General features: G+C 35.5%; 15 protein-coding genes. 8 read left to right on the top strand and 7 right to left on the bottom strand.

Annotation, left to right across the window (positions count from 1 at the left end; genetic code table 11):
• Positions 1-91: 91 nt before the first annotated feature.
• The 6 genes from RT99_RS15875 to RT99_RS15850 form a co-directional block, all read right to left on the bottom strand.
• A complete protein-coding gene (locus RT99_RS15875; RefSeq protein ID WP_042565745.1) occupies positions 92-2,233 on the bottom strand; it encodes a bifunctional rhamnulose-1-phosphate aldolase/short-chain dehydrogenase in 2,142 nt (713 codons plus the stop codon).
• A gap of 378 nt (positions 2,234-2,611) precedes the next feature.
• Entirely contained in the window at positions 2,612-3,442 is an 831-nt protein-coding gene (locus tag RT99_RS15870) for an amidohydrolase (protein ID WP_042565744.1), read from the bottom strand.
• Positions 3,443-3,448: 6 nt separating this feature from the next.
• Complete coding sequence (locus RT99_RS15865) at positions 3,449-4,246, bottom strand: SDR family oxidoreductase (protein WP_042565743.1); 798 nt, start codon at positions 4,244-4,246, stop codon at positions 3,449-3,451.
• Between the two features lie 86 nt (positions 4,247-4,332).
• A complete protein-coding gene (locus RT99_RS15860) occupies positions 4,333-5,346 on the bottom strand; it encodes a zinc-binding alcohol dehydrogenase family protein (protein ID WP_042565742.1) in 1,014 nt (337 codons plus the stop codon).
• 17 nt (positions 5,347-5,363) lie between these two features.
• Positions 5,364-6,218: a fumarylacetoacetate hydrolase family protein gene (locus RT99_RS15855; protein ID WP_042565741.1), complete on the bottom strand. Its 855-nt coding sequence runs from the start codon at positions 6,216-6,218 to the stop codon at positions 5,364-5,366.
• 179 nt (positions 6,219-6,397) lie between these two features.
• A complete protein-coding gene (locus tag RT99_RS15850; RefSeq protein WP_042565740.1) occupies positions 6,398-7,162 on the bottom strand; it encodes an SDR family NAD(P)-dependent oxidoreductase in 765 nt (254 codons plus the stop codon).
• Positions 7,163-7,504: 342 nt separating this feature from the next.
• On the opposite strand from RT99_RS15850, the gene RT99_RS15845 reads away from it, so the two are divergent.
• The 8 genes from RT99_RS15845 (at position 7,505) to RT99_RS15810 (ending at position 16,527) form a co-directional block, all read left to right on the top strand.
• The gene (locus tag RT99_RS15845; protein WP_042565739.1) at positions 7,505-8,653 is read left to right on the top strand and encodes an ABC transporter substrate-binding protein; all 1,149 of its coding nucleotides are present in this window, start codon (positions 7,505-7,507) and stop codon (positions 8,651-8,653) included.
• Positions 8,650-9,795, top strand: coding sequence for a CaiB/BaiF CoA-transferase family protein (locus tag RT99_RS15840; protein WP_042565738.1), 1,146 nt, complete (start codon positions 8,650-8,652; stop codon positions 9,793-9,795). The genes RT99_RS15845 and RT99_RS15840 overlap by 4 nt, the downstream gene beginning before the upstream one ends.
• Positions 9,796-9,800: 5 nt before the next feature.
• Positions 9,801-10,940, top strand: a complete 1,140-nt coding sequence (locus RT99_RS15835) for a CaiB/BaiF CoA-transferase family protein (RefSeq protein ID WP_042565737.1) — start codon at positions 9,801-9,803, stop codon at positions 10,938-10,940.
• Complete coding sequence (locus RT99_RS15830; protein WP_042565736.1) at positions 10,940-12,166, top strand: sugar ABC transporter substrate-binding protein; 1,227 nt, start codon at positions 10,940-10,942, stop codon at positions 12,164-12,166. The genes RT99_RS15835 and RT99_RS15830 overlap by 1 nt, the downstream gene beginning before the upstream one ends.
• A gap of 72 nt (positions 12,167-12,238) precedes the next feature.
• Positions 12,239-13,318 (top strand): Gfo/Idh/MocA family protein, encoded by a 1,080-nt coding sequence (locus tag RT99_RS15825; protein WP_042565735.1) that lies wholly within the window; start codon positions 12,239-12,241, stop codon positions 13,316-13,318.
• Positions 13,319-13,469: 151 nt separating this feature from the next.
• Positions 13,470-13,913: a MaoC/PaaZ C-terminal domain-containing protein gene (locus RT99_RS15820; RefSeq protein ID WP_042565734.1), complete on the top strand. Its 444-nt coding sequence runs from the start codon at positions 13,470-13,472 to the stop codon at positions 13,911-13,913.
• Between the two features lie 123 nt (positions 13,914-14,036).
• Positions 14,037-15,341 (top strand): L-fucose:H+ symporter permease, encoded by a 1,305-nt coding sequence (fucP, locus tag RT99_RS15815; RefSeq protein WP_042565733.1) that lies wholly within the window; start codon positions 14,037-14,039, stop codon positions 15,339-15,341.
• A 79-nt stretch (positions 15,342-15,420) separates the two neighbouring features.
• A complete protein-coding gene (locus RT99_RS15810; protein WP_052483700.1) occupies positions 15,421-16,527 on the top strand; it encodes a pectinesterase family protein in 1,107 nt (368 codons plus the stop codon).
• Between the two features lie 5 nt (positions 16,528-16,532).
• On the opposite strand, the gene RT99_RS25585 is transcribed toward RT99_RS15810, so the two are convergent.
• On the bottom strand, positions 16,533-16,767 hold a 235-nt coding region (locus RT99_RS25585; protein WP_042565732.1), incomplete at its 5' end, for a hypothetical protein.

The raw sequence follows: 16,767 nt of genomic DNA, 5'->3' as shown, positions 1-16,767 counted from the left end.
ATAAATAGATATAAAAAATAACGTCCGACAATGTCGGACGCTAGATCACAAAAAACCACTTTTGCTTAAACAAACTTAAAAAAAACTATTTTTATCTATAGAAACCCATTGATACTCCACCGTCTACGTTTAGTGCGTTTCCTGTTGATTTACTCAACAATCCTCCTGTAAACGCAAAACATGCATTGGCAATATCATCCGGTAATATGATTTCATTTAATAAAGTGCGTTTGGCATAATACGCCGGTAATTCTTCCACCGTAATACCATACGCTTTGGCTCGTCCTTCTGCCCAGCCTCCAGACCAAATATTTGAATCTGAAATTACAGCATCAGGATTTACCGTATTGACACGGATTTTATCCGCTCCCAATTCTGCTGCCATAAGACGTGTTAAATGTGCCTGGGCTGCTTTTGCCGATCCGTAACCTGGATTGTTTGGTCCTGCTACAACTGCATTCTTGGAAACAATGTTTACAATATCTCCGCCAAAGCCTTGTTTACGCATTACCTCGATTCCGGCTTTTGAAACGATGAATTGTCCTTTTACCAGAATATCGTATAATCTGTCCCATTCTTCAAGGGTATGTTCAGCAATTGATTTTGAAATGCTGATTCCGGCGTTGTTCACCACAATATCAACTCCACCAAAAGCAAGACAGGCTTCGTCGAGTGCTTTTTCTGTACTGCTTTCGTTGGTCACATTTAAAAGTGTGCTTGAAACTGCATCTTTTCCGAAAGCTTTTATGAAGTCTTTTGTAGCTTCTTCCAGTCTTTCTTCGTTAATATCGTTGATGATTACACAAGCGCCTTCCTGAGCAAATTTCTTGGCAATTGCTTTTCCTATTCCTCCGGCTGATCCGGTAATAAGGGCAACTCTTCCTGAAAGTGCTTTTGGTTTTGGCATTCTTTGCAATTTTGCTTCTTCCAATAACCAATATTCAATATCAAAAGCTTCCTGATGCGGAAGTGAAGTATATTCTGAAACGGCTTCTGCGCCTTTCATTACATTTACCGCATTCACATAATATTCTGATGCCAAACGTGCCATCGTTTTATCTTTGGCAAAAGTGAACATTCCAACTCCCGGATATAAAATAACCACAGGGTTTGGATCACGCATCGCTGGTGAATTATCTTTTTTACAAGCGTTGTAATAATCTTTGTACATTGCTCTGTAAGCTTTAAAAGCAGGTTGTAGTTTTGCTTTGATGGCGTTTACATCTGATAAATCTTCGTTTGGATCGAGTTCCAAAACAAGCGGACTGATTTTGGTTCTTAAAAAATGATCCGGACAAGAAGTTCCAAGCGGAGCTAATTTCTCTAAATCATTCGAATTGATGAATTCCAAAACTCTTGCATCATCTGTATAATGTCCGATCATTTGGCGTTCTGATGAGCAGAATCCTCTTAGAATCGGAGCAACTTTTGCAGCTTTTAGTTTACGTTCGTTTTCCGGTAAACTGTTTATTTTTTGTCCTCCAAAAACTGGACGTTTTTTTCCGTAGTTATTCTCAAGGTAAGTCGCACATTTCTCGATTACTTCCAATGTGTTGATATAACTTTCGTAAGAAGTATCTCCCCAAGTGAATAAACCGTGAGAACCCAGCATGATTCCTCTTAATTTTTTTCCTTTTTTCTCTGCTTCTTCAAGGCAAGATCTTAGTTGTAATCCAAGATCAAAACCCGGACGCTGCCAGCCTACCCAGCCGATTTCGCCGTCGAATAATTCTTCGGTGATTTTTGCACCGTCTTTGGCCGCCGCAATTGCAATAGCTGCATCGGGATGCAAATGGTCGATATGTTTGAAAGGTAAAAATCCGTGTAAAGGTGTGTCGATTGATGGTGCTTTTGAAGCCAGATCAAAAATACAATGATTGAACAATTCCACCATTTCATCTTCGAATTCGATGCCTCTGTAAACATTCTCCAGATTACGAAGTCTTTCTAAATACAATGCCGCACAGCCCGATTTGGTCAGAGTTCCGATATCGCCGCCTGAACCTTTGATCCACATTACTTCAGAGCTTGCTCCGGTTAAAGGATCTTTGTCCGTGATTTTTACCGAAGTATTTCCTCCTCCGTAATTGGTCAATCTTAAATCGGCTCCAAGTAAATTAGAACGATAAATGAAAAGCGCTACTTCATCCCCTGCCAAGGCCGCTGCTTTGGCTTCATCCCAAAAGTAGCTCACGTGCTTAAAATTCATATGTTTGGTATTTGTATTCGACATCTATATTGTTTTTGGTTGTAATCTTGTTGTGTAAAATAAGAGAATGTAAAAAACATAACTATCCTGTACTATCCTTTATGAAAAAAAACGTATTTAATTGAAAACTAAATATTAACAGCTAAATCCTATACAGAAAAGGATAAAAGAATTCGAAATAATAAATCTGAAAAAGCTCGTAATTACATGAAAATTAGGCAGAAACTCTAAAATTTTATAATTAAAAAAAGAGGCAAAAATGACTAAGAAAAGTGTTTTTTGAAATGAATTTAAAATATACTTCATCTATAGAAATTCTAAAAAATTAAGTGCAAAAAACAAAAAAGTGCTTTCAAATTGATGAAATTTGAAAGCACTTTGTTTAAAATTATCACTTTAAAATTAAAGCCTATAAAATGATTTGGCATTTTCATACCAGATTTTATTCTGATTTTCAACCGATAATTGTGCGATATAATCTTCCAAATTTTTTACAACTTCTGTATAATCTGAAGCCACATTGAGAACCGGCCAATCTGATCCGAACATTAATTTATCTGTAGAAAAATTTTCGAAAATAACATCTAAATATGGTTTTAAATCATCGGTTTTCCAGTTTTTCCAATCGGCTTCTGTGACCATTCCTGAAATTTTGCAGGAGACATTTTCAGCTTTTGCAATTTCCTGAATTCCTTTTTTCCAGGACAAAATATCGCCTGATTTAATATCAGGTTTCGCAATATGATCTATTACAAAAGGCTGATCCGGAAACTGATTTGCCAATTCTATCGCAGCAGGCAATTGCCGATGAAAAATAAGAATATCGTACGTAAAATTGAATTGTTTTAAGGCTGAAATTCCATTTTGAAAATCTTTTCTCAACATAAAATCATCAGATTCACCTTGAACAACATGTCGAAATCCTTTAATTATTTTATTGGAAGAAAAATGATGTAATCGTTCTTCGATTGTTACACCGCGCAAATCGACCCAACCGACAACTCCCTTTATGAAATCATTTTTTACTGCCAGATTTACTAAAAAATTAGTTTCGTCTTCGGACTGATTTGCCTGAACAGCGACACAACCTGAAAACTGATTTTCGTGAAGCAACGGCAAAAGATCTTCGGGCAAAAAATCCCTTTGAATTTTCTGCATCGATTCATCTATCCAGCTATCTCTTACGGGATCGAATTTCCAAAAATGCTGATGTGCATCAATTCGGTTATTCATGCTTTTTTAATTTACATCGTTGATTAATGCGCGATCTAAATGCACGTATCCGCCATCAACAAAAACAAATTGTCCTGTTGTGTGCGACGAACGATCTGAAATTATGAAAAGTGCGGTATCTGCAATTTCTTCTGTTTTAGTCATTCTGCCTTCAAACGGAATACTTTTATTGATTTTTTTCAAAACCGCTTCACCATCGGGTAATGTCTCAATCCAGTCTTCGTAGGCCGGCGTATAACTTTCGGCAATAATAATCGCGTTCGAACGAATTCCGAATTGAATTAAATCTACCGCCCATTCTCTCGTAAGTCCTAAAACTCCGCCTTTCGCAGCAGCGTAACCCGAAGTTCCGCCTTGCCCGGTTAAAGCTACTTTTGAACCAATATTCAGTATATTTCCTTTTGATTCTTTTAGGTATGGAAGTGCATATTTTACCAATAAAAAATAACTCACTAGATTCAGTTTTAATGAATCCATAAATTGTTCGTAAGTGGCATCTAAACCTGCTCCATCATTTACACCAACGTTATTGATAACTGCGTCGATTCTTCCGTATTTTTCAATGATTTTCTTTACGGCATTTTCAACTTCATCAGGATTGGTAACATCGGTCTGCACAAATAAGGCATCAATTCCTTTTTTCTGAATTGCTTCTGCATAACCAAATCCTCTGCTGTTTCTGTCCACTATTACCGGAATTCCACCTTCATCAGCAATTCGGTTAAGGATCGTTTCTCCAATACTTCCCTGCTTTCCGGCAGAACCAGAAACAACAATTATCTTGTTTTTTAAATTTAAATCCATTTTTTGTGGTTATTACGGTTATCTAGCTAAACCTGACAGTCCCGAAATCTCGGAATAAAAATCTGTCAGGTTTCTTTGAGTGTGAGTTATTCTATCTCAATCAATGCTTTGATTACATTATTTTTTGGATCAATTAATTGTCCAAAATCAGTAATCATTTCTGAGAAACTTGTTCTGTGTGTAATGTATTTCTTCGGATCAATTTTTCCTGTTTTCAGGCAATCCATTACATATTCAAAATCTTCAATAGTCGCATTTCTGCTGCTCATTAAAGTCGATTCTCTTTTATGAAAATCAGGATGACTAAAACTCAATTCTCCTTTTTGAAGTCCAACCAAAACAAATCTTCCGCCATGCGAAATATAATTAAATGCACTGTTCATGACTTTTTGGTTTCCTGTTGCATCAATTACAACATTGGCCATATCGCCGTTTGTAATTTCTGCCAGTTTTTGAGCGACATCATCGTGCAACGGATTTATAGTTTCATCGGCATTCAATTCCTCTTTACAGAAATTCAATCTGTATTCGTTGATATCCATTACGATAACTTTGGCTCCGGCAATTTTAGCAAACTGAATCAGTCCGATACCAATTGGTCCGGCGCCCATTACTAAAACAGTGTCTGTTGGTTTTACTGCTGCTCTTCGAACTCCGTGAGCAGCAATTGCTAATGGTTCAACCAATGTCAATTGATCATAATCAAGACCTTGACCGTGAAGTAAATATTGCTCTGGAATAGTTACATACTCTGCCATTCCGCCATCAATATGAACTCCGAAAACTTTAATATTAACGCAGCAATTTGTCAATCCGTTTCTGCAGGCAACACATTTTCCACAATTGAAATACGGAATAAAAGTTACTTTATCGCCGGGTTCAAAACCTTTGGCATTTCCCTTAATATATTCTGCAGCAAGTTCATGGCCTAAAATTCTTGGATATTCAAAATAAGGCTGCGTTCCGCCAAAAGCGTGAATATCGGTACCACAAATTCCTATTCTTTTTATCTTCAGTAAAACTTCTCCTTCTTTTGGTTCGGGAATTGGCTTTTCTTTCAGAATAAATTCCTGTGGTTTTTCACATACTATAAATTTCATCTTAGATTTTTCTTTAATTATTTAGAGTATGCTACTGCTGTTTGTTTGCTTGTGCCCAAACCTTCAATTCCAAGTTCTACAACATCGCCGGCTTTTAGGTAAATTGGATCTGGTTTAATTCCCAAACCAACTCCCGGAGGCGTTCCCGTACTAATGATGTCGCCAGGAAGCAATGTCATAAACTGACTTAAATAGTGAACCAAAAACGGAATCTTAAAAACTAAATTCAACGTGTTACTGTCTTGGTATTTTTTACCATTCACACTAAGCCACATTGATAAATTATCAACATCTTTCACTTCATCTTTTGTCGCCAAAAAGGGTCCAAGTGGTGCAAATGTATCGCATCCTTTTCCTTTTGCCCATTGTCCGCCACGCTCAATTTGAAATTCTCTTTCGCTGTAATCGTTCAATAAAGCGTAACCTGCAACATAATCTAAAGCTTCTGCTTCTTCAACATAACTTGCTTTTTTCCCTACAACAAATGCAAGCTCTACTTCCCAATCTGTTTTTACACTGTTTTTTGGAATAATTACATCATCGTCAGGACCGCATAATGAAGTCGTCGATTTAAAAAAGATGATCGGTTCTGTTGGAATTGGCGCGCCAGTTTCTTTACAGTGATCTACATAATTTAAACCGATACAGATTATTTTTGAAGGTCTCGCCACTGGAGAACCTAAACGTGCATTTGCATCAACTTCTGGTAAAGTCGGATTACTTTCTAATGCTTTTTGTAATTTTTCTAAACCGTTTTCTTCAAAAAAACTTTCGTTAAAATCTGTTACAATTGACGAAACATCATATCTTTTTTCACCAATTAAAACTCCTGGTTTTTCTTTTCCGATTTCTCCAAAACGTATTAATTTCATATCTTTTATTTTTTAGCCACTAAGGCACTAAGTCGCTAAGGTTCTAAGTTTTTTTGCTTAGAATTTATTGCTTAGTTGTTGGCAACTTTGTTAATTATTTATTTTTTAAGTTCTTAGTTGATAAGGCTCTAAGGCTAAAAATCTTAGCAACTTAGAACCTTAGCCTCTTAGCAACTTTGTTAATTATTTAATTTAATAAATCCTCCGTCGATTGGGTAATCGCAGCCTGTGATAAATCCGGCTTCGTCGCTGCATAGGTATAATGCGAGAGCTGCAATTTCATCTGGTTTTCCCATTCTGCCGATTGGTTGTGATTGCGATAATTTTTCGAACATTTCTGCTTCTTTACCTGCGTAGTTTTTCGAAATAAAACCATCAACAAATGGCGTATGAACTCTTGCCGGAGAAATAGAATTGCAACGAATATTTTCTCCTATATAATCTTTCGCTACAGATAATGTCATGGCCATAACGGCGCCTTTTGCTGTAGAATAAGCAAAGCGATCGGGAATACCAACCCATGCCGCGATAGACGCCATGTTGATAATTACCCCGCCATTTGAAAGTCGGAATTGTGGAATCGCAGCAAACAAACTGTTGTAAACGCCTTTTACATTTACATCCATAACACGATCAAAATCAACTGCTGGTGTTGTATCTACTTTTCCAACATGTGCGATTCCGGCATTGTTTATTAGAATATGAATGTTACCAATTTTTTCGAATGTTGCTACTACTTCTTCCTGATTTGCCACATTACAGGCATAAGAAAAAGCTTTGCCTCCAGAATTTAAAATTTCGTCTAATGCCTCTTTCGCACTTTCGATTGTTAAATCTATAATGTGAACTTCTGCACCTTGTTTGGCGAACAAAGTTGCAATTGCTCTTCCTATTCCGCTGCCTCCTCCGGTTACGACTGCTTTTTTATTTTTTAATGAAAACATGTTATAATTATTAAGTCATTTAGTATTTGATGTCGCTCTAACATTCAAAAAATCATTTCAATTTAATAAATGTGAAAACCACAATTACAAAAGTATATTTTAATATTAATATTTGAGATATATTTTCATATGAATGCCCTAAAATGAGTAAACTTTAATAAATTATAACATTTTTTACACCGTTTGTAAAAAAATTACCATTAAGATTAACATACTTCAAAAAATGAGTGTTAATAAAGTCATCAACTGTTGTTCAATTCAATCTTATTTCTATTTTTGTAATTGTGTTTTTTACATTTATTATTTTTCGAATAAAATCCATCCATATAAATTTTACCAAAAATGACGATATTAAAAGGGATAACCTGGAATCATACAAGAGGTTTATTGCCAATGGTTGCTACGGCTCAGCGATTTACAGAATTAAATCCGGGAGTTGAAATTACCTGGGAGAAAAGAAGTTTACAGGAATTTGCAGATGCTTCGATCGAAGATTTAGCAAAAAGATTTGATCTGCTTGTAATCGATCATCCGTGGACAGGCTTTGGTGCGCACTCAAAAAGCATCTTGCCTTTATCAGATTATTTATCATCAGAATATATAAAAGATCAGGAAGTAAATACCGTTGGGCGTTCTTACGGAAGTTATGTTTTTAACGACAAATTATGGGCATTGCCTATTGATGCAGCTACTCCGGTTGCGGCAGCTCGTTTGGATATTTTAGAAAAAGAAGGCTTAAAAGTGCCGCAGACTTATGATGATTTATTGGCTCTTGCCAAAAAAGGATTGGTTGCTTTTGCCGGAATTCCGGTGGATGTTTTAATGAGTTTTTATATGTTTTGCTGTAGTTTGGGTGAAGCTCCTTTTCAATCGACAGAAAAAGTTATTTCTCCTGAAACAGGAAAAAAAGCTTTGCAGATGTTTAGAGAATTAGCACAATTAATTGATCCGGCAAATTTTAACCGAAACCCGATTCAGGTTTATGAGGCGATGGTAAATTCAGATGAAATTGCCTACTGCCCTTTTGCTTACGGATATTCTAATTATTCGAGAACCGGATACGGTAGAAAATTACTTCATTTTTATGACTTAGTTCGTTTGAATAATCATGCAATGATTAGCTCTTTGGGCGGAACCGGATTGGCAGTTTCTTCTTTCAGCAAACACATTCCTGAAGCTATTCAATATGCTGAATTTACGGGATCATCTCATACGCAACAAAATATTTTTGCTGATAATGGCGGACAACCCGGACATCTTAAGGCTTGGAAAAGTGACCGAATCAATTCATTAACTCATGATTATTTTAAAAATACGTTACCGACTTTAGAAAGAGCTTTTCTTCGTCCAAGATATTCCGGACATATGTATTTTCAGGATCATGCGGGCGATGTAGTTCGTGATTATTTGATGAAAGGTGGAGATGAAAATTTGGTTTTAGAAGTAATGAATTCGCTTTATGCGAAATCTCTAAATTTAATAACGGCATGAAACCACTAGAAGGATTAATCGTTTTAGAGTTTTGCCAGTTTTTGGCAGGGCCTTCTGCGGGATTAAAATTAGCCGATTTAGGCGCGCGCGTTATTAAAATTGAACGACCGATAAAAGGTGAAGCTTGCCGACAATTGAGCATCAAAGATCTTTTTGTTGACGACAGCAGTTTATTATTTCATACGATTAACAGAAATAAAGAATCTTTTGCGGCGGATCTTAAAAATCCGGAAGATTTAATTCTAATCAAAAAATTAATTGCCAAAGCTGATATTATGACGCATAATTTCAGACCGGGTGTGATGGAAAAAATAGGATTGGATTTTAATGAAACCCTGACTATTAATCCGAAAATAATTTACGGCACCATTACAGGTTACGGCAATATTGGTCCGTGGGCAAAGAAACCCGGACAGGATTTATTATTGCAATCGCTTTCCGGATTAAGCTGGTTGAGCGGTAGAAAAAGTCAGGGACCGGTTCCGTTTGGTTTGGCTGTAGCCGATTTAATGTGCGGAAACCATTTTGTTCAGGGAATTTTAGCAGCTTTATTGAAAAGAGCCAAAACCGGAAAAGGTGTTTTGGTAGAAGTTAGTTTGTTAGAATCTGTTTTGGATGTTCAGTTTGAAGCAATTACTTCTTTCTTAAATGATGGCGGACAATTACCGGAAAGAGGCGATGTAAAAGGAAGTGCGCATGCATTTCTTAGTGCACCTTACGGAGTTTACCAAACTCAGGAGGGTTATATTTCCCTGGCAATGGGCGATTTAATTTTCATTGGAAACACTTTGGGAGTTGATTTAACGAAATATGCTGATAAACAAGACTGGTTTACTTTTAGAGATGAAATCAGAGAATTATTAGCTGAAAAAATAATAACGCAAACAGCCGATTATTGGTTGAATTTGCTTCAGAAAGAAGGAATCTGGTGTGGAAAAGTTCTCAATTATGAAGAATTGGACAATCAATCTTTTGTGAGTGAATTACAATTGAAACAAACGATTCAAAATTCTGCCGGAGAAAAATTGGTTACGACAAGAAGTCCCATTCAGCTTGATGGAAAAATTTTAACTAGTAAAAAAGCAGCTCCATCTGTTGGGGAAGATAATATAAAAATACACGAACAATTTTTAAGCGAATAAAAGAAATGAAACCTTTAGAAGATTATTTAATAGTAGATTTTAGCCAGTTTCTTTCTGGTCCGTCGGCGAGTTTACGTTTGGCTGATCTGGGCGCGCGCGTTATAAAAATTGAGAAACCGGGAACGGGAGATATCTGCAGAACTTTATATACTTCTGATTTAATTATGAACGGAGAATCTTCTGTTTTTCATACGATTAACAGAAATAAAGAATCATTCGCCATTGATTTTAAACAACCTGAAGAACTCGAAAAATTAAAAAAATTATTGGCTAAAGCCGATGTTGTCATGCATAATTTCAGACCGGGCGTTATGGAACGCGTTGGATTGAGTTATGAAGAAGTTAAAGCAATAAATCCAAATGTGATTTATGGATCGATCTCTGGTTTTGGCACTCATCCGGATTTAAAAGATTTACCGGGACAAGATTTATTATTGCAATCCTTGACAGCTTTAACATGGCTGAGTGGAAATCAGGAAGATGGTCCTGTACCAATGGGATTATCGATTGTCGATATGTTGGCCGGAGCACATTTGGCTCAGGGAATTTTAGCGGCTCTATATCGAAAAGCGACACAAAATGTCGGAGCTTCTGTTCAGGTAAGTATGCTGGAATCTGCTTTTGATTTTCAATTTGAAACCATTACTACTTTTTTTAATGATGGCGGTGAATTACCCGTTCGTACCAAAACCAATAATGCGCATGCTTATTTGGGCGCGCCTTACGGAATTTATAAAACTAAGAATGGTTATTTGGCTTTGGCAATGGGCTCGATTCCTGTTTTGGCTTCGCTTTTAAAATGTGACGCATTATTACAATTCCCTGAAAATAAATTTCATTTACGAGATGAAATCAAAAATATTCTGGCAGAACATTTACAAACTCAGAATACTGATTTTTGGCTGAATATTTTAGAACCCGCAGATATTTGGTGTGCGGGCGTTTTAAACTATCAACAACTTTTTGCCGAAGAAGGATTTAAAGTTTTAGATTTCACACAAAAAGTCGAAATGCTCGATGGCTATTCGTACCAAACCTCAAGATGTCCGATAAAAATTGATGGTGAATATTTGACTTCAGGAAAAGGTTCTCCAAAACTCGGTCAGGATAATGAAAAGATTATTAAAGAATTTATAGCTGTATAATGAAGAAAATAAGAATTGCAGTTAGAAAATTTGATCCTTTTGAGAGCACGCTTCAAAAGTTATGGGATTTGTTTTGCCTGGAGAATAACATTCAGGCTGAAGCCGAAATGATTCCTCTTGAATTGCATGACCTTTATGAAGAAACCATTACGAGTAAAGGTTTAAAAAATGGAACCTGGGATATTGCCCACATTAATACCGACTGGATTTTTGATGCCGTAAATGAAAAAGCGGTTCTGGATTTAACATCCTTTATCAACCAAAATCCTCCACAGGATTATCCTGAAGGATGGCACGAATCACTATTAAAGTTACAGAAAATAAATAATAGTGTTTACGGACTTCCTTTTCATGATGGACCGGAATGTTTGATTTTTAGAAAAGATTTATTTGAAGATTTTACTGAAAAGCAAAACTTCAAAAATCAATTTGGCTACGAATTAAATCCTCCAAAAACATGGGAACAATTTGTTCAGATAGCTGAGTTTTTTAATCGTCCGAAAGAAAATCTATACGGTTGTGTTTTTGCCAATTATCCGGATGGTCACAATATGGTTTTTGATTTTTGCCTGCAATTGTGGACACGAGGCGGATCGTTATTTGATCATCAAAATAAAATTAACATTAATCAATCTGTAGCAATTGAAGCTTTAGATTTTTATAGAAATATTGTAAACAATAAAAATGCCGTTCATCCAAAATCGAAAAGTTTTGGTTCTGTAGAAGCGGGTTTGGCTTTCGCCGAAGGACAAGCTGCGATGGCAATTAACTGGTTTGGATTTGCTTCGATGTGCGAAGTAATTGAAGAATCGAAGGTAAAAGGCAAAGTTGATATTACAGAACTTCCCTCCGATCCGAATCACAAAACGGCTTCTTTGAATGTTTATTGGTTGTATACCATTGGCATTGGAAGTAAACAAAAAGAACTTGCTTATGATTTTTTACGATTTGCGACTTCTCCAAAAAGCGATAAATTATTGACAAATGAAGGCGGAATTGGCTGTAGAAAATCAACCTGGAATGATGAGGATATCAATAAAATTATTCCGTTTTATCATAAACTCGAAATGCTTCACGAAAATGCATTGACTTTACCACAAACTCCGGTTTGGCCAAAAGTAGCAGAGTTAATAGATCAAATGGTTTTACAGGCAATTGAAAGTGATATTGCATCAGAAAAATTATTAGAAGAAACTCAGAACAAAATTGAAGAAATAGCGAATTAATCGCGTTGTGACATCTTTGTCAAAGTTTAAAACTTTGATAAAGATTACCAAGCGAACTTAAAAATATTAAATATGAATATTCCATATAAACCTAAATTACCTGAAACGAATCAGCCCATTATTATTATTGGCGCAAGCGGAATTGTGAAAGATGCCCATTTGCCTGCTTATGAAATGGCGGGTTTTACCGTTTTTGGCATTACAAACAGAACTATTTCTAAAGCACACGATTTGGCAAAACAGTTTAAAATTGAGCATGTTTTTGAAAATGTTTCCGATGCTGTAAAAAATGCACCTTCAAATGCTGTTTATGATATTACGGTGCTACCTGATCAATACATTGAAATTTTAGAACAACTTCCTGATGGTGCGGCTGTGCTTATTCAAAAGCCTATGGGAAATGATTTGGCGCAAGCCCGAGAAATTGTTGCGGTTTGTGAAAGGAAAAAATTAGTTGCCGGAATCAATTTTCAATTGCGTTTTGCCTCTTTTGTAAGCGCTGCAAGACATTTAATCAATGAAGGAATTATTGGAGATTTATATGATTTAGAATTTAAAGTTACCGTAAATACGCCTTGGGAATTGTTTCCGCTTATTAAGGAACATCCCAGATTGGAAATTCTTTTTCACAGTGTTCACTATATCGATTGCATACGTTCGTTTTTAGGTAATCCGAAAAGTGTGATGGCAAAAACGGCCAAACATCCACTGAAAAAATTATCCTCAAGCCGATCTACTATTATTTTAGATTATGGAGAAGACAAACATGTGATCATTAATACGAATCACGATCATCATTTTGGACCAAAACACGAAGAAAGTTACATTAAGTGGGAAGGAACAAAAGGTGCTATTAAAGCAAAAATGGGTTTATTAATGAATTATCCTGATGGTTTGCCAGACGAATTTGAATATTCAGTACAAAATGAAAATGGCGAATACGAATGGAAAAAAATTGAATTGGAAGGTTCATGGTTTCCCGAAGCGTTCATCGGAACAATGTCAAACCTAATGCGGTTCAAAGAAGGTTCTGATGTCAAATTATTAGCAAGCGTTCAAGATGTTTTAGATACGATGAAAGTTGTTGAAGCTTGTTACATCAGTAACGAAACTTGCGGAGTTTCGCTTAATGAATTATATTTTACCATATAAGTCATTTAAACAGTTTGCGCAAAGAAAAATTTAAAATCATATAATTTACAATCAAAAGAATTAATAAACCATCTAATTAATATAAGTCTGTTAAGCTTCACATAAAGTATTAAATGAACTTATATCACTTATATGGTGAAAACAAAAAACTATGTATTTCAAATCAACATTTTTTGAAGATTATCAAATTGGCGATAAACGCGTCACTTTTGGCAGAACAATTACCGAAACCGATTTTGTGGTTCACGCTGGGCATACCGGAGATTTTTTTCCGCATCATATGGATGAAGAATGGTGTAAAACACAGCCATTCGGACAACGCATTGCGCACGGAACTATGGTTTTTAGTATTGGAATCGGCCTGACCGCATCAGAAATAAATCCTGAAGCTTTTTCTAAGGGATACGATCGAATGCGATTTGTAAAACCAGTTCATATTGGTGATACTATCCATTCTGAAATTACAATTTCTGAAAAAGGAGAAGCCAAAAAACCAGATATGGGAACTGTTACAGAACATGTAGAAATTATTAATCAACGTGGTGAAGTGGTTCTTGTATGTGATCATTTATTATTAGTTAAAAAAAGCATCTAAGTTGCTGAGTTCCTAAGATTCTAAGTTCTAAATATTAAAACAATCTCGCAAAGAAGCAAAAACGCAAAGAAAAATTCAAATAAAACTTTGTGACTTTGTGCCTTCGTGGCAAAAAAACTAACTATGCAAATAACCAACCAAACGGGCGATCAACATGAAGTCGCTACAGAAAAAGGAACAGGAAATAAATATCTATTGCCTTTTATTTTAATTACCAGCTTATTTTTCCTTTGGGGAATGGCACATAATCTGGATTCTATTTTAATACCGCATCTTAAAAAAGCATGTGAATTAAACAATCGCCAATCTACTTTAATTGACACTGCTGTGTTTTTTGCTTATTTTATAATGGCGATTCCCGCAGGAATGCTGATTAAAAGGTTTGGTTATAAAAATAGCATTATTACCGGATTATTAGTTTTTGCTACCGGTGCTTTTCTATTTGTTCCTGCTGCAAATACAAGAACTTACGAATTATTTCTATTTGCTTTATTCGTAATTGGCTGCGGATTAACCATTTTAGAAACAAGTGCAAATCCGTACGCTGCCATTTTAGGACCTGCAGAATCGTCTTCAAAAAGATTAAATTTAGCAGCATCATTTAATGGTTTAGCGGCAATGGTTGCACCAATTGTTGGTTCGTTATTTATCTTATCCGGAAAAACACATACACCAGAACAAATGGCCGCGATGCCGGATGCTACAAAAGCAGCTTATTTATTAGAAGAAGCCTCTGCTGTAAAGTTACCTTATATCATTTTGGGAAGTGTGTTGGTTTTAGTAGCTATATTATTCTACTTTATGCATTTGCCTTCTATGAAACCACAACACACAGAAGTTGAAGTTAAACCTGGTTTTTTCTCTGTTTTAAAATTTTCTCATTTAAGTTGGGCAGTTGTTGCACAATTTTTTTATGTAGGTGCACAAGTTTGTATCACAAGCTTTTTTATTAGAATTGCTCAACAAGGAGCAGGATTAGATGAAAAAACAGCAGGATATTATTTGGGTATTTATGGCTTCCTTTTTATGGCCGGCCGTTTTATTGGAACTTTCTTTTTGAAGTTCGTGAAGGATTATGTCTTGCTTTCAATCTATTGTGTTATTAGTATCTTCCTTTGTTTGGTAGCAATTTACGGAACTGGAATTTACGTGATTTATGCACTTGGCGGAATTGGATTTTTTATGTCAATCATGTTTCCCACTATTTTTTCATTAGGCTTGGTTGGTTTAAAATCAAATACAGAAACTGGATCTTCATGGCTGGTTATGTCAATTGTAGGTGGTGCGATCCTGCCATATGGAATGGGAACTTTAATTGATATGAAGCACGATGATATTCAATCCGGCTATATTATTCCACTGTTGTGCTTTGTTATTATTCTTTATTTTGGAGTGTTTGGACATAAAGTAAAAAATGTCGTTTCTTAATAATTAATTTTTGATTTTCTATAATTCCCAAGTTAGATCAGCTTGGGAATTCTTTTATAATTAAATTCTTGTACCCAAAATGAAAAAGATAATTAAAACCACTTCTCTACTTCTACTTGTTTTGAGCAGTACATTATTTGCACAAAAAAACAAACAGATTTACGACATTATTGTTGCTAAAGATGGAAGTGGAACTTTTACTAAATTACAAGATGCGTTTGATGCCGTTCCAGACAATAGCATAAAACGTACTATTATTTATGTGAAAGGTGGGGTTTATAAAGAAAAAATAAAGCTAAATTCTGCCAAGCAAAATGTAATTTTACTTGGAGAATCTTATAAAAACACTATTCTTACTTATGATGATTATGCAGAAATTGCAGGAGGTACAAGCAAATCATTCAGTACTCTGATCGAAGCAAATGATTTCTTTGCCGAAAATATCACTTTCGAAAATACAATAGACAGTAATTTGCCTCAATATAAAAAAGGCGGTCAGGCAGTTGCATTAATGGTAAATGGTGACCGATCAATTTTTCACAATTGCAAAATAAGCGGTTTTCAGGACACTTTTTATCTAAAGGCAAACAAAAGGACATATATTAAGGATTGTATCATTGACGGTACTACAGATTTTATTTTTGGCTCGGGTATCGCTTTATTTGAAAACTGTTTTATACAAAGCAAAAGAGATTCGTACATCACAGCAAGCAATCAGGATGTTGGTAAAAACAAATTTGGTTTTGTATTTAAAGATTGTGTTATAATGGCATATCCGAACGAGGCTACTAAAAGTGTTTCTCTAGGAAGACCATGGGGAGCAGGTGCCAATGTAGTTTTCATTCATTGTTTTGAAGAATCACATATTATACCCGAAGGCTGGTCAGTATGGTCCGAAGATCCAGAACATAAAGCATACAATAATTGGAAAACTACTTTTTATGCCGAATACAATTGTTACGGTCCGGGTTATAATCCAAAAAATCGTATTTCATGGTCACATCAATTAAATAAAACGGAAGCTTCAGAATACACAAAAGAAAAAATATTTGCAGCAAATACAACTACAGCCAACAAACTTGAAGAAGATTGGAATCCCATAATCGAAAATGAACAATGTAAATCTATATTGCCATCAAAAAAAATTAAAACAGCTGATTCCGTTTTTGAAAAAGGATTTGAATAAAAACATCAATAATTAAAACCTTTTATAATTCCTCTTTTTGAAGATTTCACGAAATCAATAATTTTGTCACGTTCCTTTATTTCGACTTCACCGGCTATAAACACCAAACCCAATATGCAATTATTACCAACGGAAAGATGTAAGTATGGTAGTAAAAAAAACTCATTATAAACCAAAAAATCCCCATCAAATGAATGATGAGGATTCTCAAAAGAAAGGCGACGACATACTCTCCCACAT

It is taken from the genome of Flavobacterium sp. MEB061, assembly GCF_000834715.1.
GTDB classification, from domain to species: domain Bacteria; phylum Bacteroidota; class Bacteroidia; order Flavobacteriales; family Flavobacteriaceae; genus Flavobacterium; species Flavobacterium pectinovorum.
This window is presented reverse-complemented; position numbering and strand designations above follow the sequence as displayed.

Coding starts and splice junctions, on each gene's coding strand:
- RT99_RS15875 (WP_042565745.1), bottom strand. CDS start 2,233: ATGTCGAATACAAATACCAAACATATGAATTTTAAGCACGTGAGCTAC.
- RT99_RS15870 (WP_042565744.1), bottom strand. CDS start 3,442: ATGAATAACCGAATTGATGCACATCAGCATTTTTGGAAATTCGATCCC.
- RT99_RS15865 (WP_042565743.1), bottom strand. CDS start 4,246: ATGGATTTAAATTTAAAAAACAAGATAATTGTTGTTTCTGGTTCTGCC.
- RT99_RS15860 (WP_042565742.1), bottom strand. CDS start 5,346: ATGAAATTTATAGTATGTGAAAAACCACAGGAATTTATTCTGAAAGAA.
- RT99_RS15855 (WP_042565741.1), bottom strand. CDS start 6,218: ATGAAATTAATACGTTTTGGAGAAATCGGAAAAGAAAAACCAGGAGTT.
- RT99_RS15850 (WP_042565740.1), bottom strand. CDS start 7,162: ATGTTTTCATTAAAAAATAAAAAAGCAGTCGTAACCGGAGGAGGCAGC.
- RT99_RS15845 (WP_042565739.1), top strand. CDS start 7,505: ATGACGATATTAAAAGGGATAACCTGGAATCATACAAGAGGTTTATTG.
- RT99_RS15840 (WP_042565738.1), top strand. CDS start 8,650: ATGAAACCACTAGAAGGATTAATCGTTTTAGAGTTTTGCCAGTTTTTG.
- RT99_RS15835 (WP_042565737.1), top strand. CDS start 9,801: ATGAAACCTTTAGAAGATTATTTAATAGTAGATTTTAGCCAGTTTCTT.
- RT99_RS15830 (WP_042565736.1), top strand. CDS start 10,940: ATGAAGAAAATAAGAATTGCAGTTAGAAAATTTGATCCTTTTGAGAGC.
- RT99_RS15825 (WP_042565735.1), top strand. CDS start 12,239: ATGAATATTCCATATAAACCTAAATTACCTGAAACGAATCAGCCCATT.
- RT99_RS15820 (WP_042565734.1), top strand. CDS start 13,470: ATGTATTTCAAATCAACATTTTTTGAAGATTATCAAATTGGCGATAAA.
- fucP (WP_042565733.1), top strand. CDS start 14,037: ATGCAAATAACCAACCAAACGGGCGATCAACATGAAGTCGCTACAGAA.
- RT99_RS15810 (WP_052483700.1), top strand. CDS start 15,421: ATGAAAAAGATAATTAAAACCACTTCTCTACTTCTACTTGTTTTGAGC.